The sequence below is a fragment of the Escherichia sp. WS338 genome, from assembly GCF_046486405.1.
GTDB classification, from domain to species: Bacteria; Pseudomonadota; Gammaproteobacteria; order Enterobacterales; family Enterobacteriaceae; genus Escherichia; species Escherichia coli.
On the sequence record NZ_JBJQLL010000001.1, the window covers coordinates 82954 to 105820 of the forward strand.

Consider the following 22867-nt stretch of genomic DNA (forward strand, 5'->3'; position numbering starts at 1 on the left):
CGATTATATCCTTGCCTGATTAACGTTTTCCGCTGTGCAACCAGAATGGTTCCTGATTGTTTGCCTCATTACGGAAATGTTCAATTTCAATGCGTTGTCCGGTCGCAATAGCGTGACGCAGCCCCTGCCAGTTCTCCAGCCAGGCTTGCGCGACGACAGGATCGTAGTAACCCGCCAGCAACAGGATTGAGTCAATATCACGCGTCAGGCGTGGCAACTGGTCACGGTAGCGATCGCCCAACGGCTGGCAGAAAACGCTTTTCAGTTCAGCGGCATGGCGGGAAAGATGGATATCGGCAAAGCGTTTGAAGGAATCGCTCATTTTACTCTGCGCTTTGGCATCTAAAAACGGCTGCCAGGCTTTGCTTACCAGCCATTCGGTCAACGCCAGCTTCGCCATTGCCGTTTCGGTAGAGTAGACCGCCGTCACGGCAGAAACCGCTGAAGCGATGGTCGCTTCGCATTGGGTCAGCAGGTCACGTAAGTGAGTGCTCGCTTTACGTGGCACGATACCGCCGAACAGCATCAGTGTATGACGGACCAGGCCAATGGCTGCCAGCACCTGCTCTTTCGCCGCATCGTTGCCGCGTACCCACAGTTCTTCATGATACTGCCATTGCGCTAACGCCAGCTCGAGCGCCGCTTCCAGCCCCTGTTCCACATCAGCTTTTGCCGCAACATGTAAAATGGTGGTCGGTTTGATTTCACGCGCCGGATTGCCCTGCGCCAGATGATAGCCACGCGCTGCTTTGCTCAGGCTGCCCTGGCGTAATCCGGTTTGCGATACCAGTTGGTTCGCCAGTTTCAGCACCGCGCGCGTGTCGCCGCTAAGCAGTTCCAGTTCAAGCTCGCAGATAGGTTCAGCAAATTCACCCGCTTTCACTTCCCCCTGGTCGAGGGCGATTTCAATTTGGCTACCATCGATCTCTACCAGCCACTTTTCGCGATAAAAATCGGTGCTGAACAGCGGTTGTACGCGGGAAGCGAGATCGGCAGGCAATTCGCCGTTCGGCCAGACTTCCGTCGGTAACTGCGCCAGGTCGAGCGTCGGTTCGCTCAACGCCACGTTATATTCCGGGCGCTGGTGTAAGCCGCCTGTCACTCTTCCTGCAACTTTCATGGTCATCTCATAGCGACCGTTTTCGCCACGGATACGTAAGCCCATGTCGTGCCCACGCAGCCAGTTATCCAGCGTTTCGTAGTAAATATTCAGCAACTGCACGGGGTCATGGTGCTCGCCGCCCAGCGTATTGAGATGGTCACGCAACGCCTCAACGGCACTGTGATTAACAATAAACTTTAATTCGATTTCCTGAGCCATGGCCTTTACTTATCGGTTATGTCACATAAGTGACGATGAACGGCGAACTTAATGCGATCTTTTTTGTCAGTAGATAGTATTTTGCGCCAAATTGCCATGCAACGGGCAATTTGACGGGCGTAAAAGTTTGAAGCAGTGGCAAGACCTGACACAGAGGATTCCGATTGATGTCGAATGCTTTGCGTAGCGACACTGATGCCACTACTATCGTTCCACTTTCCATGACAATAACGACAGCCTGATGCCAAAATTACGCCTGATCGGATTAACTTTACTCGCACTTAGCGCCACTGCCGTCTCACACGCTGAAGAAACGCGCTATGTTTCTGATGAACTGAATACCTGGGTCCGTAGCGGTCCGGGAGATCATTATCGCCTCGTGGGCACGGTTAACGCCGGCGAGGAAGTGACCTTATTACAAACTGACGCCAACACCAATTATGCCCAGGTGAAAGACAGCTCTGGCCGTACCGCCTGGATCCCGTTGAAACAACTTAGCACAGAGCCAAGCCTGCGCTCCCGTGTGCCAGATCTGGAAAATCAGGTCAAAACCCTGACCGATAAACTCACCAATATCGATAACACCTGGAACCAACGCACCGCAGAAATGCAGCAAAAAGTGGCGCAGAGCGACAGCGTGATCAACGGGTTAAAAGAAGAAAATCAGAAACTGAAAAACGAGCTGATTGTCGCGCAGAAAAAGGTCGATGCCGCCAGCGTACAGCTGGATGACAAACAGCGCACCATCATCATGCAGTGGTTTATGTATGGCGGTGGCGTGCTGGGGCTTGGCTTGCTGCTTGGTCTGGTACTGCCGCACCTGATCCCAAGCCGCAAACGCAAAGATCGCTGGATGAACTAAATCGCCTTCTTCGTTGCACTGTCTTATTATTAGGAATTGTGTATTTGACGAAGGGATGATGGCGTGAAGATTTATCTGGTCGGTGGTGCTGTTCGGGATGCATTGTTAGGGCTACCGGTCAAAGACAGAGATTGGGTGGTGGTCGGCAGTACGCCACAGGAGATGCTCGACGCGGGCTACCAGCAGGTAGGCCGCGATTTTCCTGTGTTTCTGCATCCGCAAACGCATGAAGAGTATGCACTGGCACGTACCGAACGGAAATCTGGTTCCGGTTACACCGGTTTTACCTGCTATGCCGCACCGGATGTCACGCTGGAAGATGATCTTAAGCGTCGCGATCTGACCATTAATGCGCTGGCCCAGGACGATAACGGCGAGATTATCGACCCGTACAACGGTCTGGGCGATCTGCAAAATCGTCTGTTGCGCCATGTTTCCCCCGCTTTTGGCGAAGATCCGTTACGCGTGTTGCGCGTAGCGCGTTTTGCTGCGCGTTATGCCCACCTCAGTTTCCGTATTGCCGATGAAACTCTGGCGCTGATGCGCGAGATGACCCATGCGGGTGAACTGGAACACCTGACGCCTGAACGGGTATGGAAAGAGACGGAAAACGCCCTCACCACCCGCAATCCCCAGGTGTTCTTCCAGGTACTGCGCGATTGCGGCGCACTGCGCGTTTTATTCCCGGAAATTGACGCCCTGTTTGGCGTTCCGGCCCCTGCCAGGTGGCATCCGGAAATCGACACGGGTATTCATACCTTAATGACGCTCTCAATGGCGGCGATGCTGAGTCCGCAGGTCGATGTCCGTTTCGCAACGTTATGCCACGATCTCGGTAAAGGACTGACGCCACCAGAACTTTGGCCGCGTCATCATGGTCATGGCCCGGCGGGTGTGAAGTTAGTGGAACAACTATGCCAGCGTCTGCGCGTGCCAAATGAAATTCGCGATTTAGCCAGACTGGTGGCTGAGTTTCACGATCTCATCCACACCTTCCCAATGCTGAACCCAAAAACCATCGTCAAACTATTTGATTCCATCGACGCCTGGCGTAAACCGCAGCGTGTCGAGCAACTGGCGCTGACCAGCGAGGCTGATGTGCGCGGCAGAACCGGTTTTGAATCAGCCGACTACCCACAAGGCCGCTGGTTGCGCGAAGCCTGGGAAGTGGCACAGTCAGTGCCGACAAAAGCCGTCGTTGAAGCGGGATTTAAAGGTGTGGAGATTCGCGAGGAGCTGACCCGACGGCGGATTGCGGCGGTGGCTGGCTGGAAGGAACAGCGTTGCCCAAAACCTGAGTGAGTGTTGGATATTTTGCCGGATGCGACGTAAGCGTCTTATCCGGCTACATGTCAACGACAGTTGTAGGCCTGATAAGACGCGCGAGCGTCGCATCAGGCGTTGATTGCCGGATGCGGCGTGAACGCCTTATCCGGCCTACGCAATCTGATAAGACGCGTCAGCATCATATCCGACACTGTTCTTCACATCAAAAGAACACAACGTACACCGCAGCCGCCACAATAAAGCGATAAATGGCGAACGGGATAAACGAAATGCGCTTAATCAATTGCAGGAAGGTTTTAATCGCTATCAGCGCCACCACAAAAGCGGTGATAAACCCAACGGCAAACATCGGGATATCGCCGGTTGTCAGGAAGCCCCAGCTTTTGTAGAGATCGAGCGCCGTTGCGCCCATCATCATCGGCACCGCCAGCAGGAACGAAAACTCGGAAGCAGCGTAACGGCTCACCCCCATCAGCATCCCACCTGAAATGGTCGCCCCGGAACGGGAGAAACCCGGCCACAGCGCCAGACACTGGAAGCAACCAATCATAAACGCCTGACGATAGGTCATATCATCAAGACCCGGCGCACGCGGCTCTTTCGGCTTCAGGCATTCAGCGGCAATCAGCAACAGACCGCCAACGACCAGTGCATACATCACATTTATCGGGTTAAACAATGATTTAATCGTGTCGTGGAACAACAGCCCCAGTACCACCGCCGGAATCATCCCCAGCAAAATGTGGATCAGCGTTAAACGGCCTTTGCTTTCTCCTTCGTGCTGCAACGGGCGACCAAAGTGAATACCAATAAGGCCAAACAGACGTCGCCAGAACATGACAACCACTGCCAGAATTGATCCTAACTGGATCACGACTTCAAAGGTTTTCGCCGTGTCGCCCTCAAACCCCAACAAGTGACCGACAATAATCATATGGCCCGTGCTGGATACCGGCAGAAATTCTGTCAATCCTTCGACCACACCCAATATTGCCGCTATCAGCAGCGAGTGCATATCGCTCATCAATAAACCCCTAAATTATAAAAATGTAACGCTTGTCCGAACTACTGCAGTATGACCAGGTTATAACCGTTTGGTTTAACAGCTGTAAAATTAATTATTTTCTTTCAGATTATTGCCACGCTCAATGATTACGCCAACATTCGCCGCCCGCGCCACTGCGCCTGGCTTGCTGAGTTTGATACGCACCCACGGCGAGTTGAAGCGTGCTAACAGCAACTCCGCCACCTCTTCAGCCACACGTTCCACCAGCGCAAAACGCGCCCCCTCGACGTGGCTGACTACCGTTTCTGCAATGTCAGCGTAACTGAGGCAATCCGCCACATCATCACTTTTCGCCGCTTTACGGTTATCCCACGCCATTTCGATATCGAACACTAACTTCTGTTCGATGGTCTGTTCCCAGTCGTAAACACCAATAGTGGTGATTACCGAAAGTTGCTCTATAAATACAATATCCATCACGTCCTGCCTGCTTTTTGGCTAACCGGATACCACTTCCGGCGAAATGTGCGTATTATCCACAGATTCATCGTTGAACACGAATTTTCAAAACGGAACAGCTTATGAGTGCAATCGCGCCTGGAATGATCCTCATCGCGTACCTCTGCGGCTCCATTTCCAGTGCCATTCTGGTTTGCCGCTTGTGTGGGCTGCCCGATCCGCGAACCAGCGGCTCCGGCAATCCAGGCGCAACCAATGTGTTACGTATCGGTGGCAAGGGAGCAGCCGTAGCAGTACTGATTTTCGACGTTCTGAAAGGAATGTTGCCCGTCTGGGGCGCGTATGAATTAGGTGTCAGCCCCTTCTGGCTAGGCTTAATTGCCATCGCCGCCTGTCTTGGACACATCTGGCCCGTTTTCTTCGGATTTAAAGGAGGAAAAGGCGTTGCTACCGCTTTTGGTGCCATCGCACCCATTGGCTGGGATCTCACCGGAGTAATGGCGGGAACCTGGTTACTGACCGTGCTATTGAGCGGATATTCGTCGCTGGGGGCGATTGTCAGTGCACTGATTGCTCCGTTTTATGTCTGGTGGTTTAAGCCACAATTCACCTTCCCGGTTTCGATGCTCTCTTGCCTGATCCTGCTGCGCCATCATGACAACATCCAGCGTCTGTGGCGTCGTCAGGAGACAAAAATCTGGACGAAATTCAAAAGAAAGCGCGAAAAGGATCCCGAGTGATTTCTGGTGGAGCTACATAACCTGATAGCCTTCGTCGGGCTTGCCCAGCCGTTGCTGGCACCATGCCGCCAGAAATTCCACGCAGACACGTAATTTCATGCTGCGATAGAGCGGCTCCCGGTAAACAGCCCAGATATTGGCGCTTTGTGCATACTCCGGCAATACTCGCACCAGTTTGCCACTCTCCAGAAACGGCAACACATCCCACTCGGAACGCAACATAATCCCTTTGCCCTCCAGCGCCCATTGCAACACTATCTCGCCGCTATTGGAGGAAAGATGCCCGCTTACCTTCACCGATTTTTTCTCCTGACCGTTCCCCAACTCCCATATTCCGTGGGTCATATCGCGCTCTTTGGTCACCAGGCAGTCATGACGACTTAATTCCTGTAAGGATTGTGGCTGCGGATATTTTTGCAGATACTCAGGTGCTGCGCATAATATTCTTTTATTTTTTGTCAAAAGATGCGCAATATAATAATCAGGAATTGCGTCATTAATACGAATATCCAGATCAATATTATCCTGCACTAAATCAATTTGCCGATCGAACAATTCAAAATGCACCTGTAACTCAGGATAATTGCGCATCAGTTCGGTAATGGCTGGAGCAATATGGCTGCGCCCAAAACCAAAACTGCAACCAATGCGGATCATCCCCTCCGGGCGCGTTTTGATTTGCGTGACGTCATCGACCAGTCGCTGATATTGGGTGAGGATTTCCAGCGCATGTTCGTAACAACGTTGGCCACTTTCAGTCAGCGCCACGCCGCGAGCGGAGCGGTTCAGCAGAGTTGTTGCCAGCGTATTTTCAAGGATTTGGATCCGCTTGGTGACAAATGCAGGCGTTTGCCCAAGCGTCGCCGCTGCAGCACTAAAACTCCCGCTATGGACGATTTCCACCAGTACCTGTAAGTCTTTGGCTAAAGGCCAGCTATTTAGCATTGTTAAATATCCGCAGTTTTGATAAACGCAGTGTATTTCGCAAAACATTACCATTCCCTGCTCTGGCGCAATATTCGTTCTTATTTTCGCGTTGATTCACGAACTGTTAATTACATATTCACGGTGGCAAAAAATATAAAACCACATTTTTAGTGGTAGTTTGTGGCGGTGAATTTTTCCAGACAAATACATAAACTGGAGTTGCCATGATGAGCGAAAGTAATAAGCAACAGGCAGTGAATAAGTTGACGGAGATTGTCGCTAACTTTACCGCCATGATTTCTACCCGAATGCCTGATGACGTGGTGGATAAACTAAAACAGCTAAAGGATGCCGAAACATCGTCGATGGGAAAAATCATCTACCACACGATGTTCGATAACATGCAAAAAGCGATCGACCTGAATCGTCCTGCCTGTCAGGACACCGGCGAAATCATGTTTTTTGTTAAGGTCGGTTCCCGTTTCCCACTGCTTGGCGAGCTGCAAAGCATACTCAAACAAGCCGTGGAAGAGGCAACCGTCAAAGCGCCACTGCGTCACAATGCGGTAGAAATTTTTGACGAAGTGAACACCGGCAAAAATACCGGCAGCGGCGTACCGTGGGTCACCTGGGATATCGTCCCCGACGGTGACGATGCGGAAATCGAAGTTTACATGGCAGGCGGCGGCTGCACACTACCTGGTCGTTCGAAAGTGTTAATGCCGTCGGAAGGATACGAAGGCGTGGTGAAATTCGTCTTCGAAAATATCTCCACCCTCGCCGTAAACGCCTGTCCACCGGTACTGGTAGGCGTGGGCATCGCCACCTCGGTGGAAACCGCCGCTGTGCTCTCACGTAAAGCCATTTTACGCCCAATTGGCAGCCGCCACCCCAATCCGAAAGCGGCAGAGCTGGAGCTACGCCTGGAAGAAGGACTCAACCGTCTGGGGATTGGTCCACAAGGGCTGACTGGCAACAGTTCAGTGATGGGCGTACATATCGAATCTGCCGCCCGCCATCCGTCAACCATCGGCGTTGCTGTTTCTACAGGCTGCTGGGCGCATCGTCGCGGCACACTGCTGGTTCATGCCGATCTCACCTTTGAAAATCTGTCTCACACCCGGAGCGCGTTATGAAAAAGATCCTGACAACCCCGATCAAAGCTGAAGATCTGCAAGATATTCGCGTCGGCGATGTGATCTACCTGACCGGTACGCTGGTGACCTGCCGTGACGTTTGTCACCGTCGCTTGATCGAACTGAAACGTCCGATCCCTTACGATCTCAACGGCAAAGCGATTTTCCACGCTGGCCCCATCGTGCGCAAAAACGGCGACAAATGGGAGATGGTATCCGTCGGCCCGACAACCAGTATGCGTATGGAAAGTTTTGAACGTGAATTTATCGAACAGACCGGCGTGAAACTGGTGGTCGGCAAAGGCGGAATGGGGCCGCTGACCGAAGAAGGCTGCCAGAAATTCAAGGCGCTGCATGTGATTTTCCCGGCAGGCTGCGCAGTACTGGCGGCAACCCAGGTGGAAGAGATTGAAGAAGTGCACTGGACAGAACTCGGGATGCCGGAGTCGCTGTGGGTCTGCCGGGTCAAAGAGTTCGGTCCGCTGATTGTTTCTATTGATACCCACGGCAACAACCTGATAGCCGAAAACAAAAAGCTGTTCGCCGAACGCCGCGATCCCATCGTGGAAGAGATTTGCGAGCACGTCCACTACATCAAATAACCCTCCCGGAGAGGCTCACCCCCTCTCCTTTTTCGCAGGCATAACACGATGAAACCTTCCACTGAATGGTGGCGATACCTTGCGCCGCTGGCGGTCATCGCCATTATTGCTCTAATTCCGGTTCCCGCAGGGCTGGAGAGTCATACCTGGCTCTACTTTGCCGTTTTTACTGGCGTGATCGTTGGACTGATCCTCGAACCCGTGCCGGGTGCCGTGGTGGCGATGGTGGGTATCTCCATTATCGCCATTCTCTCGCCGTGGCTGCTGTTTAGCCCGGAGCAGCTCGCCCAGCCAGGTTTTAAGTTCACCGCCAAATCCCTCTCCTGGGCGGTTTCTGGTTTTTCTAATTCGGTTATCTGGCTGATTTTCGCCGCCTTTATGTTTGGCACAGGCTATGAAAAAACCGGGCTTGGACGCCGCATTGCGCTGATTCTGGTGAAAAAGATGGGACATCGCACGCTGTTTCTCGGCTATGCGGTGATGTTCTCCGAGCTGATCCTGGCACCTGTAACACCGTCCAACTCGGCGCGCGGTGCGGGGATTATCTATCCCATCATCCGTAACCTGCCACCGCTCTATCAATCACAACCAAACGACAGCAGTTCGCGCAGCATTGGCTCGTACATCATGTGGATGGGGATTGTTGCCGACTGCGTGACCAGCGCCATTTTCCTGACGGCGATGGCACCTAACTTGCTGTTAATTGGCCTGATGAAAAGCGCATCTCACGCCACACTGAGTTGGGGCGACTGGTTCCTCGGGATGTTGCCGCTCAGTATTTTACTGGTTCTGCTGGTTCCCTGGCTGGCTTACGTGCTGTACCCGCCGGTACTGAAGTCTGGTGATCAGGTGCCGCGCTGGGCAGAGACGGAACTGCAGGCAATGGGCCCGCTCTGTTCGCGTGAAAAACGGATGCTGGGGCTGATGGTAGGCGCGCTGGTGCTGTGGATTTTCGGCGGTGATTATATCGATGCCGCGATGGTCGGTTACAGCGTGGTGGCGCTGATGCTGCTTCTGCGCATTATCAGTTGGGACGACATTGTCAGTAATAAAGCCGCGTGGAACGTTTTCTTCTGGCTGGCCTCGCTTATCACCCTCGCTACCGGACTCAACAACACCGGTTTTATTAGCTGGTTTGGCAAACTGTTAGCAGGCAGCTTAAGCGGTTATTCGCCAACGATAGTGATGGTGGCGTTGATTGTGGTGTTTTATCTACTGCGCTACTTTTTCGCCAGCGCCACGGCGTATACCTCCGCTCTCGCGCCGATGATGATTGCCGCCGCGCTGGCGATGCCGGAAATCCCGCTGCCGGTGTTCTGCCTGATGGTTGGCGCGGCAATTGGTCTGGGGAGCATTCTTACGCCATACGCCACCGGACCCAGTCCGATTTACTACGGTAGTGGTTATCTGCCAACGGTGGATTACTGGCGACTGGGGGCAATTTTTGGGCTGATATTCCTCGTGTTGCTGGTGATTACCGGCTTACTGTGGATGCCCGTGGTGTTGCTTTAAGTGAGGACGGTGCCGGAAGTGACTCTCCGGCACCTAAGAGTTTTACGCGGCCGGTAACTCTGCCAGCGGCCAGCGCGGACGCACGCTAACGCCAAGATCCGCCGTCGCGCCTGCTTTAAACCGCACCATTCCGGCATAGGCGATCATCGCGCCGTTATCAGTACAAAATTCCGGACGCGCGTAGAACACTTCGCCACGGCGTTTTTTCATCATTTCCGCCAGCTTCGCCCGTAACGTGCGGTTAGCACTCACGCCACCTGCCATTACCAGTCGCTTAAAGCCCGTCTGATCCAGCGCTCGCTTACACTTAATCATCAACGTATCGACCACCGCATCTTCAAAGGCGCGGGCGATATCAGCACGCGTCTGGTCGTCGGTGCCGTTATCACGAATGGTATTTGCCGCGAAGGTTTTCAGACCAGAAAAGCTGAAATCCAGCCCTGGACGGTCGGTCATCGGGCGCGGGAAGACAAAGCGCCCGGCTGTACCCTGAGCCGCCATTTTCGACAGTAATGGCCCGCCAGGATAATCCAGCCCCAGCAGCTTCGCGGTTTTATCAAACGCTTCACCAGCCGCATCATCGATAGACTCGCCGAGCAGCTCGTACTGACCAATGCCAGTCACGCTGATTAACTGCGTATGACCGCCGGAAACCAGCAGCGCCACAAACGGAAATTCCGGTGGGTTATCTTCCAGCATCGGCGCTAACAGATGCCCTTCCATATGGTGTACAGGGATCGCCGGAACGTTCCAGGCAAACGCCAGAGAACGCCCCACGGTCGCGCCAACCAGCAGTGCGCCGACTAATCCAGGGCCTGCGGTATAGGCCACAGCATCAATGTCTTTTGCCGTTAAACCAGACTCCTTTAGCGCCGCCTGGATCAACGGTACGGTTTTACGCACATGATCGCGGGAGGCCAGCTCAGGCACTACGCCGCCGTAGTCAGCGTGCAATTTCACCTGACTATACAATTGGTTGGCTAACAAACCTTTTTCATCGTCGTAAATGGCGATGCCGGTTTCATCGCAGGAAGTTTCAATACCCAGTACACGCATGACTTGTTTTACCTCGCTTTATTACCGCGCAGTGTAGGACCAATGCGGGTTGATGTAAAACTTTGTTCGCCCCTGGAGAAAGCCTCGTGTATACTCCTCACCCTTATAAAAGTCCCTTTCAAAAAAGGCCGCGGTGCTTTACAAAGCAGCAGCAATTGCAGTAAAATTCCGCACCATTTTGAAATAAGCTGGCGTTGATGCCAGCGGCAAACCGAATTAATCAAAGGTGAGAGGCACATGCCGGTAATTAAAGTACGTGAAAACGAGCCGTTCGACGTAGCTCTGCGTCGCTTCAAGCGTTCCTGCGAAAAAGCAGGTGTTCTGGCGGAAGTTCGTCGTCGTGAGTTCTATGAAAAACCGACTACCGAACGTAAGCGCGCTAAAGCTTCTGCAGTGAAACGTCACGCGAAGAAACTGGCTCGCGAAAACGCACGCCGCACTCGTCTGTACTAATTCCCCGAGAGCGTTGCTCTCCGATCAGACCGAGTTGTAGTTGTAAGGCCGTGCTTCCGAAAGGAATGCGCGGCTTATTTTCGTTTATGAATTGCTAAAAATCGGGGCCTATGGCTGGACGAATCCCACGCGTATTCATTAATGATCTGCTGGCACGCACTGACATCGTCGATCTGATCGATGCCCGTGTGAAGCTGAAAAAGCAGGGCAAGAATTTCCACGCGTGTTGTCCATTCCACAACGAGAAAACCCCGTCATTCACCGTTAACGGTGAGAAACAGTTTTACCACTGCTTTGGATGTGGCGCGCACGGCAACGCGATCGACTTCCTGATGAACTACGACAAGCTTGAGTTCGTCGAAACGGTCGAAGAGCTGGCGGCAATGCACAATCTTGAAGTGCCATTTGAAGCAGGTAGCGGCCCCAGCCAGATCGAGCGCCATCAACGACAAACGCTTTATCAGTTGATGGACGGTCTGAATACGTTTTACCAACAATCTTTACAGCAACCTGTTGCCACGTCTGCGCGCCAGTATCTGGAAAAACGCGGATTAAGCCACGAGGTTATCGCCCGCTTTGCGATTGGTTTTGCCCCCCCTGGCTGGGACAACGTCCTGAAGCGGTTTGGCGGCAATCCAGAAAATCGCCAGTCATTGATTGATGCGGGCATGTTGGTCACTAACGATCAGGGGCGCAGTTACGACCGTTTCCGCGAGCGGGTGATGTTCCCCATTCGTGATAAACGCGGTCGGGTGATTGGTTTTGGCGGACGCGTGCTGGGCAACGATACCCCCAAATACCTGAACTCGCCGGAAACGGACATTTTCCATAAAGGCCGCCAGCTTTACGGTCTTTATGAAGCGCAGCAGGATAACGCTGAACCCAATCGTCTGCTTGTGGTCGAAGGCTATATGGACGTGGTGGCGCTGGCGCAATACGGCATTAATTACGCCGTTGCGTCGTTAGGTACATCAACCACCGCCGATCACATACAACTGTTGTTCCGCGCGACCAACAATGTCATTTGCTGTTATGACGGCGACCGTGCAGGCCGCGATGCCGCCTGGCGAGCGCTGGAAACGGCGCTGCCTTACATGACAGACGGTCGTCAGCTACGCTTTATGTTTTTGCCTGATGGCGAAGACCCTGACACGCTGGTACGAAAAGAAGGTAAAGAAGCGTTTGAAGCGCGGATGGAGCAGGCGATGCCACTCTCCGCATTTCTGTTTAACAGTCTGATGCCGCAAGTTGATCTGAGTACCCCTGACGGGCGCGCACGTTTGAGTACGCTGGCACTGCCATTGATATCGCAAGTGCCGGGCGAAACGCTGCGAATATATCTTCGTCAGGAATTAGGCAACAAATTAGGCATACTTGATGACAGCCAGCTTGAACGATTAATCCCAAAAGCGGCAGAGAGCGGCGTTTCTCGCCCTGTTCCGCAGCTAAAACGCACGACCATGCGTATACTTATAGGGTTGCTGGTGCAAAATCCAGAATTAGCGACGTTGGTCCCGCCGCTTGAGAATCTGGATGAAAATAAGCTCCCTGGACTTGGCTTATTCAGAGAACTGGTCAACACTTGTCTCTCTCAGCCAGGTCTGACCACCGGGCAACTTTTAGAGCACTATCGTGGTACAAATAATGCTGCCACCCTTGAAAAACTGTCGATGTGGGACGATATAGCAGATAAGAATATTGCTGAGCAAACCTTCACCGACTCACTCAACCATATGTTTGATTCGCTGCTTGAACTGCGCCAGGAAGAGTTAATCGCTCGTGAGCGCACGCATGGTTTAAGCAACGAAGAACGCCTGGAGCTCTGGACATTAAACCAGGAGCTGGCGAAAAAGTGATTTAACGGCTTAAGTGCCGAAGAGCGATCGGGAAGCCCCCGACAGCCGCACTGAGAGGCAGCGGCAAATATATAAGTACGCCCTCGTAATTATCGTTGGCGGTAAACAACCGTTGGATTTCAGCGTTAACGGCTGAAGGACATCGGGTCAATCGCCCAACACCAACCTCATGAAATAAGTGTGGATACCGTCTTATGGAGCAAAACCCGCAGTCACAGCTGAAACTTCTTGTCACCCGTGGTAAGGAGCAAGGCTATCTGACCTATGCCGAGGTCAATGACCATCTGCCGGAAGATATCGTCGATTCAGATCAGATCGAAGACATCATCCAAATGATCAACGACATGGGCATTCAGGTGATGGAAGAAGCACCGGATGCCGATGATCTGATGCTGGCTGAAAACACCGCGGACGAAGATGCTGCCGAAGCCGCCGCGCAGGTGCTTTCCAGCGTGGAATCTGAAATCGGGCGCACGACTGACCCGGTACGCATGTACATGCGTGAAATGGGCACCGTTGAACTGTTGACCCGCGAAGGCGAAATTGACATCGCTAAGCGTATTGAAGACGGGATCAACCAGGTTCAATGCTCCGTTGCTGAATATCCGGAAGCGATCACCTATCTGCTGGAACAGTACGATCGTGTTGAAGCAGAAGAAGCGCGTCTGTCCGATCTGATCACCGGCTTTGTTGACCCGAACGCAGAAGAAGATCTGGCACCTACCGCCACTCACGTCGGTTCTGAGCTTTCCCAGGAAGATCTGGACGATGACGAAGATGAAGACGAAGAAGATGGCGATGACGACAGCGCCGATGATGACAACAGCATCGACCCGGAACTGGCTCGTGAAAAATTTGCGGAACTGCGCGCTCAGTACGTTGTAACGCGTGACACCATCAAAGCGAAAGGTCGCAGTCACGCTGCCGCTCAGGAAGAGATCCTGAAACTGTCTGAAGTATTCAAACAGTTCCGCCTGGTGCCGAAGCAGTTTGACTACCTGGTCAACAGCATGCGCGTCATGATGGACCGCGTTCGTACGCAAGAACGTCTGATCATGAAGCTCTGCGTTGAGCAGTGCAAAATGCCGAAGAAAAACTTCATTACCCTGTTTACCGGCAACGAAACCAGCGATACCTGGTTCAACGCGGCAATTGCAATGAACAAGCCGTGGTCGGAAAAACTGCACGATGTCTCTGAAGAAGTGCATCGCGCCCTGCAGAAACTGCAGCAGATTGAAGAAGAAACAGGCCTGACCATCGAGCAGGTTAAAGATATCAACCGTCGTATGTCCATCGGTGAAGCAAAAGCCCGCCGTGCGAAGAAAGAGATGGTTGAAGCGAACTTACGTCTGGTTATTTCTATCGCCAAGAAATACACCAACCGTGGCTTGCAGTTCCTTGACCTGATTCAGGAAGGTAACATCGGCCTGATGAAAGCGGTTGATAAATTCGAATACCGCCGTGGTTACAAGTTCTCCACCTACGCAACCTGGTGGATCCGTCAGGCGATCACCCGTTCTATCGCGGATCAGGCGCGCACCATCCGTATTCCGGTGCATATGATTGAGACTATCAACAAACTCAACCGTATTTCTCGCCAGATGCTGCAAGAGATGGGCCGTGAACCAACGCCGGAAGAACTGGCTGAACGTATGCTGATGCCGGAAGACAAGATCCGCAAAGTGCTGAAGATCGCCAAAGAGCCAATCTCCATGGAAACGCCGATCGGTGATGATGAAGATTCGCATCTGGGGGATTTCATCGAGGATACCACCCTCGAGCTGCCGCTGGATTCTGCGACCACCGAAAGCCTGCGTGCGGCAACGCACGACGTGCTGGCTGGCCTGACCGCGCGTGAAGCGAAAGTTCTGCGTATGCGTTTCGGTATCGATATGAACACCGACCACACGCTGGAAGAAGTGGGTAAACAGTTCGACGTTACCCGCGAACGTATCCGTCAGATCGAAGCGAAGGCGCTGCGCAAACTGCGTCACCCGAGCCGTTCTGAAGTGCTGCGTAGCTTCCTGGACGATTAATCGGTAGGCCGGATCAGGTGTTACGCCGCACCCGGCACTAGTCCCTCCGCACAAACGCCACCTTTTCGGTGGCGTTTTTATCGCCCACGCACCACCAGTGCCTGGTCCAGCTCGCGATACGCTTCAACCAGTTTCTCCAGTGAAACGCGACTTAAACCGCTGGGATTTGGCAGCACCCAAATCTGCGTCGAACCAATGGTGAGAGTTTGTTTCCCCCACTGTGCACCGCGCTGGCTGAATCCCTGTTCATATGCTTGTTTGCCCAGAATCGCCAACGCCTGCGGCTGATAATCTTCAATTTTTTCAATCAGCTTACGCCCGCCTGCGTGTAGCTCCTGCTTTGAAACTTCATTGGCTTGCACCGTTGGACGGTCTACCAGTTTGGTGACGCCACAACGATAATCCAGCAGATGCTGTGCCTCCTGCGGCTTCAACTGACGGTCGGTAAACCCGGCCTGATATATCACCTTCCAGAAGCGATTTGCCGGATGAGCAAAGGGAAAACCAGTCCCGGCGGATGAAAGCCCAGGGTTGATACCGCAAAACACGACCCGTAACCCTGGAGCCAAAATATCCTCAACCATATTTACTCCTTTCTAACATCACCAGGAAAAGTATAACGGATTGAAAATACATTGTTTATAAAAACAGCAGGCGCGCGGTAATGGCTGGATTGCGACACGGAGTTACTTTATAATCCGCTACCATGGCCCCTTAGCTCAGTGGTTAGAGCAGGCGACTCATAATCGCTTGGTCGCTGGTTCAAGTCCAGCAGGGGCCACCAGATATAGCAAAGGCTGACGAGAAATCGTCAGCCTTTTTCTTTTTATATATCAGTTACTTTGCGTGCCAGTAAGCCGCTGCACGTACCCGCTGTGGGTCATACTGTTCCGCTTCAAAGCGGCGGCTTAAATTCTTAACGACTTTGCCTTCGCCGGTTATCCAGATGAAGTAATCATCGGCAGGGATTTGCATCTGCGCCAGACGCGCATCTACCGCCTGCTCATCATGCGCCAGCCATTCGATATTAAAACCATCAAGGTGCGCGAGATAATCCTGACAGGCGTTATCCCGCACGCTAACCAGCGCACTAACTTGCGGTTTAACGGCAAGTTTGCTCAACGTTTCCAGGCGGCGGCGCAGTGCGGGCATTCCGGATTCATCGCAGACATACAGCTGATACGCGTAATCCTCTGGCACCACCAGCGAACCGCGCGGACCTGCCACCGTGAGTTTATCGCCCGGTTGCGCCTGCATCGCCCAGCCGCTGGCGACCCCACCGTCGTGAATAAAGAAATCGATCGCCAGTTCATGGCGTAGTTCGTCATACAGCGGCGTATAGTCACGCGACGGTGGGCGTGGTCCTTCCGGCCAGACGATGCCCTCCTCCGTTACCGTTGGCGGCACAAAGTGAGCGTCAGGTTGAGGAAAGAAGAGTTTGCTGTGATCGTCAAAGCCGCGCGATGTAAAACCGTCCAGCGCCTCGCCGCCAAGGACAATGCGCTGAAAACCGGCGCTGATACGCTCAACGCGTAGCACAGTCAGTTCACGGAAGCGCAGATCATTGCGAACGCGCTGTGGGTAGCGGGGGGTGTTATTCATTGTTATCGCCTTCATGATGGTAATCAGATATATCTAAATAAAATTTCGCAAATGATAATGATTGTTAATCATGATAAATGCAAGCGATTTGTAGAACTGATATGTCTATAGTCTGATAAGACGAACCGCCTCTTCTCAGGCATCATTACTCAACGCCGGATGCGGCGTGAACGCCTTATCCGGCCTACGTGTGAGATGAGTCCACGTTTAAAAATCATTATTGTACTTGCAGTAATGCTCATATCAGATATAAATTAGATATATCTAATTAAACAAAAGGAGGCTGATATGAGCCATCATCACGAAGGGTGTTGTAAACATGAAGGCCAGCCACGCCATGAGGGCTGCTGCAAAGGTGAGAAGTCAGAACACGAGCACTGCGGACACGGTCACCAGCATGAACACGGTCAATGCTGCGGTGGTCGCCACGGTCGCGGCGGCGGTCGTCGACAACGTTTCTTTGGTCACGGTGAATTGCGTCTGGTGATTCTGGATATTCTCTCGCGCGATGACAGCCACGGTTACGAGTTGATTAAAGCGATTGAAAATCTGACCCAGGGGAATTACACCCCAAGCCCGGGCGTCATCTACCCAACGCTGGATTTTCTGCAGGAGCAGTCGCTGATTACCATTCGCGAAGAGGAAGGTGGTAAGAAGCAGATTGCGCTGACCGAACAAGGCGCGCAGTGGCTGGAAGAAAACCGCGAACAGGTAGAGATGATTGAAGAACGCATCAAAGCGCGTTGCGTTGGCGCTGCGCTGCGCCAGAACCCGCAAATGAAGCGGGCGCTGGATAATTTTAAAGCGGTACTGGATTTACGCGTCAACCAGAGCGATATCACTGATGCACAAATAAAAAAGATCATTGCGGTGATCGACCGCGCCGCTTTTGATATTACGCAACTGGATTAATCACCGATTGCCGGATGTGGCGTGCCCTACCCCCGTAGGCCTGATAAGATGCGCCAGCATCGCATCAGGCATTGTGCGCCAACCGCCGGATGCGGCATATCGATTAATGCAGCACCGTCACCGCGTCTTCCAGTCGGCTGGCGCGGTGTTTCACCATCGCCGACACCTGCGCACTCTCTTCCACTAACTCGGCGTTTTTCTGGGTGATCAGGTTAAGCTCATCCACTGCACGGGTCAGGCTGGAAAGCCCATCGGCCTGTTCCAGCGTTGAATGGCTAATCTGAGCTATCAACTGGGTGACGTTTTTTACCTGTGCCACAATATCTTCCATCGTCCGTCCGGCGGCGTGTACCTGCTGCGAACCGGATTGCACCTTATCAGCACTGGCATCAATCAGCTTGCGAATATCGTTGGCAGCATTGGCGCTGCGGCTGGCTAAATGACGCACTTCCCCCGCCACCACTGCAAAACCTTTGCCCTGTTCGCCGGCACGCGCCGCTTCCACCGCCGCATTCAGGGCCAGAATATTGGTCTGAAACGCAATATCGTTAATCAGCGAAGTAATGGTGCCAATGCGCTGGGTACTGTCGGCAATATCGTCCATTGTCTTGATCACCGTAGTCATCGCCTCCCCGCCCTGCACTGCCGCATTACTGGCGGTGATAGAAAGTTTATCAGCAGCCGACGCCGTGGCAGAGTTCTGTTTCACCGACGCCGCCATCTGGTTCATGGTCGCCACCGTTTGCTGAACGTTATCAACTGTCTGCTGGGTATGTTCGTTCAGTTCATCGGTGCCTTTCGCCAGCGTCTCACTGCCATTTCTGACGCTGGAAACCTGGCTTGAGACATCGTTAATTAGCCAACGGCACATCAGGCCAAGCTGCCCTACCGCGCGTAATGTCAGCCCCAGCTCATCGCTGCGCTTCAGATGCTCAACACTATTACGCTCTCCGGTCGCCACCTTCAGTGCCTGACAGGCGACATTTTCTATCGGGCGGACAATCTGCCATTCAAAACAAGCGCTTGCCAACAATACCACTAACGCACAGAGGATATACGTCACCACCGGGGCAGCAACAAACCAAAGCATGGCCGCCAGCAAGATAAACATCAGGGTCATCACTCCACGCGCCCGCCAGCGAAGCGGTAATGAAGGCAGTTTACCCAGCCAGCCTTTACGCACCACCAGGCCTTTATGAATACGCTTACTGGTACGTCCGGCGTTCAACGCTTTGTACAGCGGCTCCACCGCCGCGATCTCTTCATCCGTCGCCCGGGTACGAATCGACATATAGCCACTGATTTTTCCCTCGCGCACCATCGGTACCGCATTGGCCCGCACCCAATAATGGTCGCCATTTTTGCGGCGATTTTTCACGATGCCGCTCCAGGGCTCCCCTTTTTTCAGGGTGAACCACATATCTGCAAACGCCGCTTTTGGCATATCCGGGTGACGCACCATGTTGTGCGGCTGCCCCTGTAACTCTTGCAAGGTAAAGCCGCTCACCTGCACAAAAGTGTCATTAGCATGAGTGATATAGCTTTGCAGATCGGTAGTGGACATCAGAGTGGTGTCGTCCGCCAGCGGGGTATTTTGCTGGGTGACATACGGATGAGAAGACATGTTCGCGTCCTGTGCAGGTTATATGGTTGTTAACTTCTTGTCAGAGTTTATGTCGGCCCCGCTGCGGTTATCTTTAACTGATTAATTTGATTTAGATCGCAATTTGCGATTAAAGCATAAATCTAATCCCTTGATTTAAAATACTTTCACTCTGTTACTATACGAAAACGTTAATTATCTTGCCCAAAAATCAGGCAGTTGTTGCCCTGAAAGTGTGCATTTGCGCAGCAATCGCCAAATCCATACCCGACAAAAACCGTGCAAAATAACAACAGATGTTAACAAATAGCATTAAATATTGCACAAATGATAACCGCATTTGTGTTTATCCCGATTTTCGCGATCGCAGCCGGTGTGGCGCAATCCCTGCAATACTTAAATCGGTATCATGTGATACGCGAGCCTCCGGAGCATATTTTGAACAGGTTACCTTCGAGCGCATCGGCTTTAGCGTGCAGCGCCCACGCCCTGAATCTCATTGAAAAGCGAACACTAGATCATGAGGAGATGAAAGCACTTAACCGGGAGGTGATTGAATACTTCAAAGAGCATGTCAATCCGGGGTTTTTAGAGTATCGCAAATCTGTTACCGCCGGCGGGGATTACGGAGCCGTAGAGTGGCAAGCGGGAGGTTTAAATACGCTTGTCGACACCCAGGGACAGGAGTTTATCGACTGCCTTGGAGGTTTTGGAATTTTCAACGTGGGGCACCGTAATCCAGTTGTGGTTTCCGCCGTACAGAATCAACTTGCGAAACAACCGCTGCACAGCCAGGAGCTGCTCGATCCGTTACGGGCGATTCTGGCGAAAACCCTTGCGGCGCTAACGCCCGGTAAACTGAAATACAGCTTCTTCTGTAATAGCGGCACCGAGTCCGTTGAAGCAGCGCTGAAGCTGGCGAAGGCTTATCAGTCACCGCGCGGCAAGTTTACTTTTATTGCCACCAGCGGCGCGTTCCACGGTAAATCACTTGGCGCGCTGTCGGCCACGGCGAAATCGACCTTCCGCAAACCATTTATGCCGCTGCTGCCAGGGTTCCGTCATGTACCGTTTGGCAATATCGAAGCCATGCGCACGGCCCTTAGCGAGTGCAAAAAAACCGGTGATGATGTGGCTGCAGTGATCCTCGAACCGATTCAGGGCGAAGGTGGCGTCATTCTGCCGCCGCCGGGCTATCTCACCGCCGTGCGTAAGCTGTGCGATGAGTTCGGCGCACTGATGATCCTCGATGAAGTGCAAACCGGTATGGGGCGCACGGGCAAGATGTTCGCCTGCGAGCATGAGAACGTACAGCCGGACATCCTGTGTCTGGCAAAAGCCCTCGGCGGCGGCGTGATGCCGATTGGCGCAACCATCGCCACTGAAGAGGTGTTCTCCGTGCTGTTCGACAACCCGTTCCTGCATACCACCACCTTTGGCGGCAACCCGCTGGCCTGTGCGGCGGCGCTGGCGACCATCAATGTGTTGCTGGAGCAGAACTTACCGGCTCAGGCTGAACAAAAAGGCGATATGTTGCTGGACGGTTTCCGTCAACTGGCGCGGGAATATCCCGATCTGGTACAGGAAGCGCGTGGCAAAGGGATGTTGATGGCGATTGAGTTTGTTGATAACGAAATCGGCTATAACTTTGCCAGCGAGATGTTCCGCCAGCGCGTCCTGGTGGCCGGAACGCTCAATAACGCCAAAACGATCCGCATTGAACCGCCACTGACACTGACCATTGAACAGTGTGAACAGGTGATCAAAGCGGCACGTAAGGCGCTGGCGGCCATGCGAGTCAGTGTCGAAGAAGCGTAGTATCAAATCGGATGGCGATTCGACGTCGCCATCCGATCTTTTTATACAATACGTACGCCCGCAGGCATCATCCGCTCCGGCGTTAACAGCACGCTTTCACTGCCGTCATCGGTTTCCGCACACAACAGCATGCATTCCGACGTTTCACCGCGCATTTTCGCTTTTTGCAGATTGCATAAGACCACCACCGTTTTCCCCATCAGCTCTTCTTCGCTGTAGTACGGCACCAGACTGGTCACGGTTTGCAGCGTTTTTTCACCCACATCAACCTGTACGATGTACAGCTTGTCGGCGTTTTCATGGCGTTTCACTTCCACAATCTTTCCGACACGCATTTCCAGACGTGCAAAATCAGCGTAAGCCACGGTTTCCATTGTTTCCTCCCTTCGGGTAAAATTTTACTAAATTATAGCAAAAGTTTTTCTCAATCCTGTAGGCTAAAACTGGAGAATGCAGGCGTGATCACATTCGTGAGCCGCTGTGTTACCGTTACAGCGTCAAAGAAACGCGCTTTATTTACTGAAAACAGGTGACCCGATAAGCACTTCCTCTACAATGGGGGCGCACATCAGGGAAAGTAAAAAAGGTAAACATGGCAACACTAAAAGACATCGCAATCGAAGCTGGCGTATCCCTGGCGACAGTATCCAGGGTCTTGAATGACGATCCGACATTGAATGTGAAAGAAGAGACGAAACATCGCATTCTCGAGATCGCCGAAAAGCTGGAGTACAAGACCAGTAGCGCCCGTAAACTCCAGACAGGCGCAGTCAACCAACACCATATTTTGGCTATCTACAGCTACCAACAGGAGCTGGAGATCAACGATCCTTACTATCTGGCGATCCGCCACGGCATTGAAACTCAGTGCGAAAAGCTGGCGATCGAACTGACCAACTGTTATGAACACAACGGCTTACCAGACATTAAAAACGTCACCGGTATTTTAATTGTCGGCAAACCCACGCCCGCCCTGCGCGCCGCCGCCTGTGCGTTGACCGACAATATCTGCTTTATCGACTTTCACGAACCCGGCAGCGGTTACGATGCGGTGGATATCGATCTGGCACGTATCAGTAAAGAAATCATCGATTTCTATATCGATCAGGGCGTTAATCGTATTGGTTTTATTGGCGGTGAAGACTTGCCTGGCAAGGCGGATATTCGTGAGGTCGCCTTTGTGGAATATGGCCGACTGAAACACGTGGTACGCGAAGAGGATATCTGGCGCGGCGGTTTTTCCAGTTCATCGGGCTATGAACTGGCAAAACAGATGCTGGCGCGGGAAGACTATCCGAAGGCACTGTTTGTTGCTTCCGATTCCATTGCTATCGGCGTACTGCGGGCAATTCATGAACGTGGCCTGAACATCCCACAGGATATTTCGCTCATCAGCGTTAACGATATCCCCACCGCGCGATTTACCTTTCCGCCGCTCTCCACCGTGCGCATCCATTCCGAGATGATGGGAAGTCAGGGCGTTAACCTGGTGTATGAAAAAGCCCGCGATGGTCGCGCGCTGCCGCTGTTGATCTTCGTTCCCAGCAAATTAAAACTGCGCGGCACGACCCGTTAAATCCCCTTACACACTGTCCGGCAATCGTTTTTGCCGGACAGTGCTGCCGTTTATTTTCGTGATCCAGTTAAAGTAAATGCATTTACCTGCTACTTTTTAGTAA

General features: G+C 52.7%; 21 protein-coding genes and 1 tRNA gene. 13 read left to right on the top strand and 9 right to left on the bottom strand.

All coding sequences use genetic code 11. From position 1 onward, the window contains the following. Positions 1-19 precede the first annotated feature (19 nt). Positions 20-1321: an inorganic triphosphatase gene (gene ygiF, locus ACJHWT_RS00410; RefSeq protein ID WP_000046246.1), complete on the bottom strand. Its 1302-nt coding sequence runs from the start codon at positions 1319-1321 to the stop codon at positions 20-22. Between the two features lie 241 nt (positions 1322-1562). Between ygiF and ACJHWT_RS00415 the strand changes: the two genes are divergently transcribed. Together ACJHWT_RS00415 and cca are read left to right on the top strand one after the other, a co-directional pair. After that, positions 1563-2183, top strand: coding sequence for a TIGR04211 family SH3 domain-containing protein (locus ACJHWT_RS00415; protein WP_001125331.1), 621 nt, complete (start codon positions 1563-1565; stop codon positions 2181-2183). 63 nt (positions 2184-2246) lie between these two features. Beyond that, complete coding sequence (cca, locus tag ACJHWT_RS00420; protein WP_000708508.1) at positions 2247-3485, top strand: fused tRNA nucleotidyltransferase/2',3'-cyclic phosphodiesterase/2' nucleotidase/phosphatase Cca; 1239 nt, start codon at positions 2247-2249, stop codon at positions 3483-3485. Positions 3486-3672: 187 nt separating this feature from the next. Here cca and bacA read toward each other — a convergent pair whose 3' ends face one another. Both bacA and folB read right to left on the bottom strand, forming a co-directional pair. Continuing rightward, the gene (gene bacA, locus ACJHWT_RS00425) at positions 3673-4494 is read right to left on the bottom strand and encodes an undecaprenyl-diphosphate phosphatase (protein ID WP_001305111.1); all 822 of its coding nucleotides are present in this window, start codon (positions 4492-4494) and stop codon (positions 3673-3675) included. A 90-nt stretch (positions 4495-4584) separates the two neighbouring features. Next, positions 4585-4953 (bottom strand): bifunctional dihydroneopterin aldolase/7,8-dihydroneopterin epimerase, encoded by a 369-nt coding sequence (gene folB, locus ACJHWT_RS00430; protein WP_001295541.1) that lies wholly within the window; start codon positions 4951-4953, stop codon positions 4585-4587. A gap of 104 nt (positions 4954-5057) precedes the next feature. Here folB and plsY point away from each other — a divergent pair, with 104 nt between their 5' ends. Then, positions 5058-5675, top strand: a complete 618-nt coding sequence (gene plsY, locus ACJHWT_RS00435; RefSeq protein ID WP_001272796.1) for a glycerol-3-phosphate 1-O-acyltransferase PlsY — start codon at positions 5058-5060, stop codon at positions 5673-5675. A 12-nt stretch (positions 5676-5687) separates the two neighbouring features. Here plsY and ttdR read toward each other — a convergent pair whose 3' ends face one another. Continuing rightward, a complete protein-coding gene (gene ttdR, locus ACJHWT_RS00440; protein ID WP_000935202.1) occupies positions 5688-6620 on the bottom strand; it encodes an L-tartrate utilization transcriptional activator TtdR in 933 nt (310 codons plus the stop codon). A 206-nt stretch (positions 6621-6826) separates the two neighbouring features. Between ttdR and ttdA the strand changes: the two genes are divergently transcribed. The 3 genes from ttdA to ttdT are packed head-to-tail and all read left to right on the top strand — an operon-like array spanning position 6827 to position 9852. After that, positions 6827-7738, top strand: coding sequence for a L(+)-tartrate dehydratase subunit alpha (gene ttdA / locus ACJHWT_RS00445; RefSeq protein WP_000986806.1), 912 nt, complete (start codon positions 6827-6829; stop codon positions 7736-7738). Next, a complete protein-coding gene (gene ttdB / locus ACJHWT_RS00450) occupies positions 7735-8340 on the top strand; it encodes a L(+)-tartrate dehydratase subunit beta (RefSeq protein WP_000722957.1) in 606 nt (201 codons plus the stop codon). Before ttdA ends, ttdB begins: the two co-directional genes overlap by 4 nt. 48 nt (positions 8341-8388) lie before the next feature. Beyond that, the gene (gene ttdT / locus ACJHWT_RS00455; protein WP_000804927.1) at positions 8389-9852 is read left to right on the top strand and encodes an L-tartrate/succinate antiporter; all 1464 of its coding nucleotides are present in this window, start codon (positions 8389-8391) and stop codon (positions 9850-9852) included. 42 nt (positions 9853-9894) lie between these two features. Here ttdT and tsaD read toward each other — a convergent pair whose 3' ends face one another. After that, positions 9895-10908: a tRNA (adenosine(37)-N6)-threonylcarbamoyltransferase complex transferase subunit TsaD gene (gene tsaD, locus ACJHWT_RS00460; protein ID WP_001264365.1), complete on the bottom strand. Its 1014-nt coding sequence runs from the start codon at positions 10906-10908 to the stop codon at positions 9895-9897. A 237-nt stretch (positions 10909-11145) separates the two neighbouring features. Here tsaD and rpsU point away from each other — a divergent pair, with 237 nt between their 5' ends. The 3 genes from rpsU to rpoD all read left to right on the top strand — a co-directional run bounded on the left by rpsU (position 11146) and on the right by rpoD (position 15253). Continuing rightward, on the top strand, positions 11146-11361 hold the full coding sequence (rpsU, locus tag ACJHWT_RS00465) for a 30S ribosomal protein S21 (RefSeq protein ID WP_001144069.1): 216 nt from the start codon (positions 11146-11148) through the stop codon (positions 11359-11361). 110 nt (positions 11362-11471) lie between these two features. Beyond that, entirely contained in the window at positions 11472-13217 is a 1746-nt protein-coding gene (dnaG, locus tag ACJHWT_RS00470) for a DNA primase (RefSeq protein WP_000918822.1), read from the top strand. Positions 13218-13411: 194 nt separating this feature from the next. After that, a complete protein-coding gene (gene rpoD, locus ACJHWT_RS00475; protein ID WP_000437371.1) occupies positions 13412-15253 on the top strand; it encodes an RNA polymerase sigma factor RpoD in 1842 nt (613 codons plus the stop codon). A 77-nt stretch (positions 15254-15330) separates the two neighbouring features. On the opposite strand, the gene mug is transcribed toward rpoD, so the two are convergent. Further along, positions 15331-15837, bottom strand: coding sequence for a G/U mismatch-specific DNA glycosylase (mug, locus tag ACJHWT_RS00480; protein WP_000228937.1), 507 nt, complete (start codon positions 15835-15837; stop codon positions 15331-15333). A gap of 124 nt (positions 15838-15961) precedes the next feature. Here mug and ACJHWT_RS00485 point away from each other — a divergent pair. Next, positions 15962-16037 (top strand) — tRNA-Ile (locus ACJHWT_RS00485). Between the two features lie 53 nt (positions 16038-16090). Here the strand turns inward: ACJHWT_RS00485 and nfeF are convergent. Continuing rightward, positions 16091-16855 carry an NADPH-dependent ferric chelate reductase NfeF gene (gene nfeF, locus ACJHWT_RS00490; protein WP_001066494.1) on the bottom strand — a complete coding sequence of 255 codons (765 nt, stop codon included), beginning with the start codon at positions 16853-16855 and terminating at the stop codon, positions 16091-16093. A gap of 288 nt (positions 16856-17143) precedes the next feature. Here nfeF and nfeR point away from each other — a divergent pair, with 288 nt between their 5' ends. Beyond that, positions 17144-17767, top strand: a complete 624-nt coding sequence (nfeR, locus tag ACJHWT_RS00495) for a DNA-binding transcriptional regulator NfeR (RefSeq protein ID WP_000018005.1) — start codon at positions 17144-17146, stop codon at positions 17765-17767. A 103-nt stretch (positions 17768-17870) separates the two neighbouring features. Here the strand turns inward: nfeR and aer are convergent, their stop codons facing one another. Continuing rightward, on the bottom strand, positions 17871-19391 hold the full coding sequence (aer, locus tag ACJHWT_RS00500; protein WP_000094688.1) for an aerotaxis sensor receptor Aer: 1521 nt from the start codon (positions 19389-19391) through the stop codon (positions 17871-17873). Between the two features lie 417 nt (positions 19392-19808). On the opposite strand from aer, the gene ygjG reads away from it, so the two are divergent. Beyond that, positions 19809-21188, top strand: a complete 1380-nt coding sequence (gene ygjG, locus ACJHWT_RS00505) for a putrescine aminotransferase (protein WP_032140334.1) — start codon at positions 19809-19811, stop codon at positions 21186-21188. A gap of 41 nt (positions 21189-21229) precedes the next feature. Here ygjG and ACJHWT_RS00510 read toward each other — a convergent pair whose 3' ends face one another. Beyond that, positions 21230-21562 carry a tRNA-binding protein gene (locus ACJHWT_RS00510; RefSeq protein WP_000450588.1) on the bottom strand — a complete coding sequence of 111 codons (333 nt, stop codon included), beginning with the start codon at positions 21560-21562 and terminating at the stop codon, positions 21230-21232. 218 nt (positions 21563-21780) lie between these two features. Here ACJHWT_RS00510 and ebgR point away from each other — a divergent pair, with 218 nt between their 5' ends. After that, positions 21781-22764 carry a transcriptional regulator EbgR gene (gene ebgR, locus ACJHWT_RS00515; RefSeq protein ID WP_000212433.1) on the top strand — a complete coding sequence of 328 codons (984 nt, stop codon included), beginning with the start codon at positions 21781-21783 and terminating at the stop codon, positions 22762-22764. The last annotated feature ends 103 nt before the right edge of the window (positions 22765-22867 follow it).

Coding starts and splice junctions, on each gene's coding strand:
- ygiF (WP_000046246.1), bottom strand. CDS start 1,321: ATGGCTCAGGAAATCGAATTAAAGTTTATTGTTAATCACAGTGCCGTT.
- ACJHWT_RS00415 (WP_001125331.1), top strand. CDS start 1,563: ATGCCAAAATTACGCCTGATCGGATTAACTTTACTCGCACTTAGCGCC.
- bacA (WP_001305111.1), bottom strand. CDS start 4,494: ATGAGCGATATGCACTCGCTGCTGATAGCGGCAATATTGGGTGTGGTC.
- folB (WP_001295541.1), bottom strand. CDS start 4,953: ATGGATATTGTATTTATAGAGCAACTTTCGGTAATCACCACTATTGGT.
- plsY (WP_001272796.1), top strand. CDS start 5,058: ATGAGTGCAATCGCGCCTGGAATGATCCTCATCGCGTACCTCTGCGGC.
- ttdR (WP_000935202.1), bottom strand. CDS start 6,620: ATGCTAAATAGCTGGCCTTTAGCCAAAGACTTACAGGTACTGGTGGAA.
- ttdA (WP_000986806.1), top strand. CDS start 6,827: ATGATGAGCGAAAGTAATAAGCAACAGGCAGTGAATAAGTTGACGGAG.
- ttdB (WP_000722957.1), top strand. CDS start 7,735: ATGAAAAAGATCCTGACAACCCCGATCAAAGCTGAAGATCTGCAAGAT.
- ttdT (WP_000804927.1), top strand. CDS start 8,389: ATGAAACCTTCCACTGAATGGTGGCGATACCTTGCGCCGCTGGCGGTC.
- tsaD (WP_001264365.1), bottom strand. CDS start 10,908: ATGCGTGTACTGGGTATTGAAACTTCCTGCGATGAAACCGGCATCGCC.
- rpsU (WP_001144069.1), top strand. CDS start 11,146: ATGCCGGTAATTAAAGTACGTGAAAACGAGCCGTTCGACGTAGCTCTG.
- dnaG (WP_000918822.1), top strand. CDS start 11,472: ATGGCTGGACGAATCCCACGCGTATTCATTAATGATCTGCTGGCACGC.
- rpoD (WP_000437371.1), top strand. CDS start 13,412: ATGGAGCAAAACCCGCAGTCACAGCTGAAACTTCTTGTCACCCGTGGT.
- mug (WP_000228937.1), bottom strand. CDS start 15,837: ATGGTTGAGGATATTTTGGCTCCAGGGTTACGGGTCGTGTTTTGCGGT.
- nfeF (WP_001066494.1), bottom strand. CDS start 16,855: ATGAATAACACCCCCCGCTACCCACAGCGCGTTCGCAATGATCTGCGC.
- nfeR (WP_000018005.1), top strand. CDS start 17,144: ATGAGCCATCATCACGAAGGGTGTTGTAAACATGAAGGCCAGCCACGC.
- aer (WP_000094688.1), bottom strand. CDS start 19,391: ATGTCTTCTCATCCGTATGTCACCCAGCAAAATACCCCGCTGGCGGAC.
- ACJHWT_RS00510 (WP_000450588.1), bottom strand. CDS start 21,562: ATGGAAACCGTGGCTTACGCTGATTTTGCACGTCTGGAAATGCGTGTC.
- ebgR (WP_000212433.1), top strand. CDS start 21,781: ATGGCAACACTAAAAGACATCGCAATCGAAGCTGGCGTATCCCTGGCG.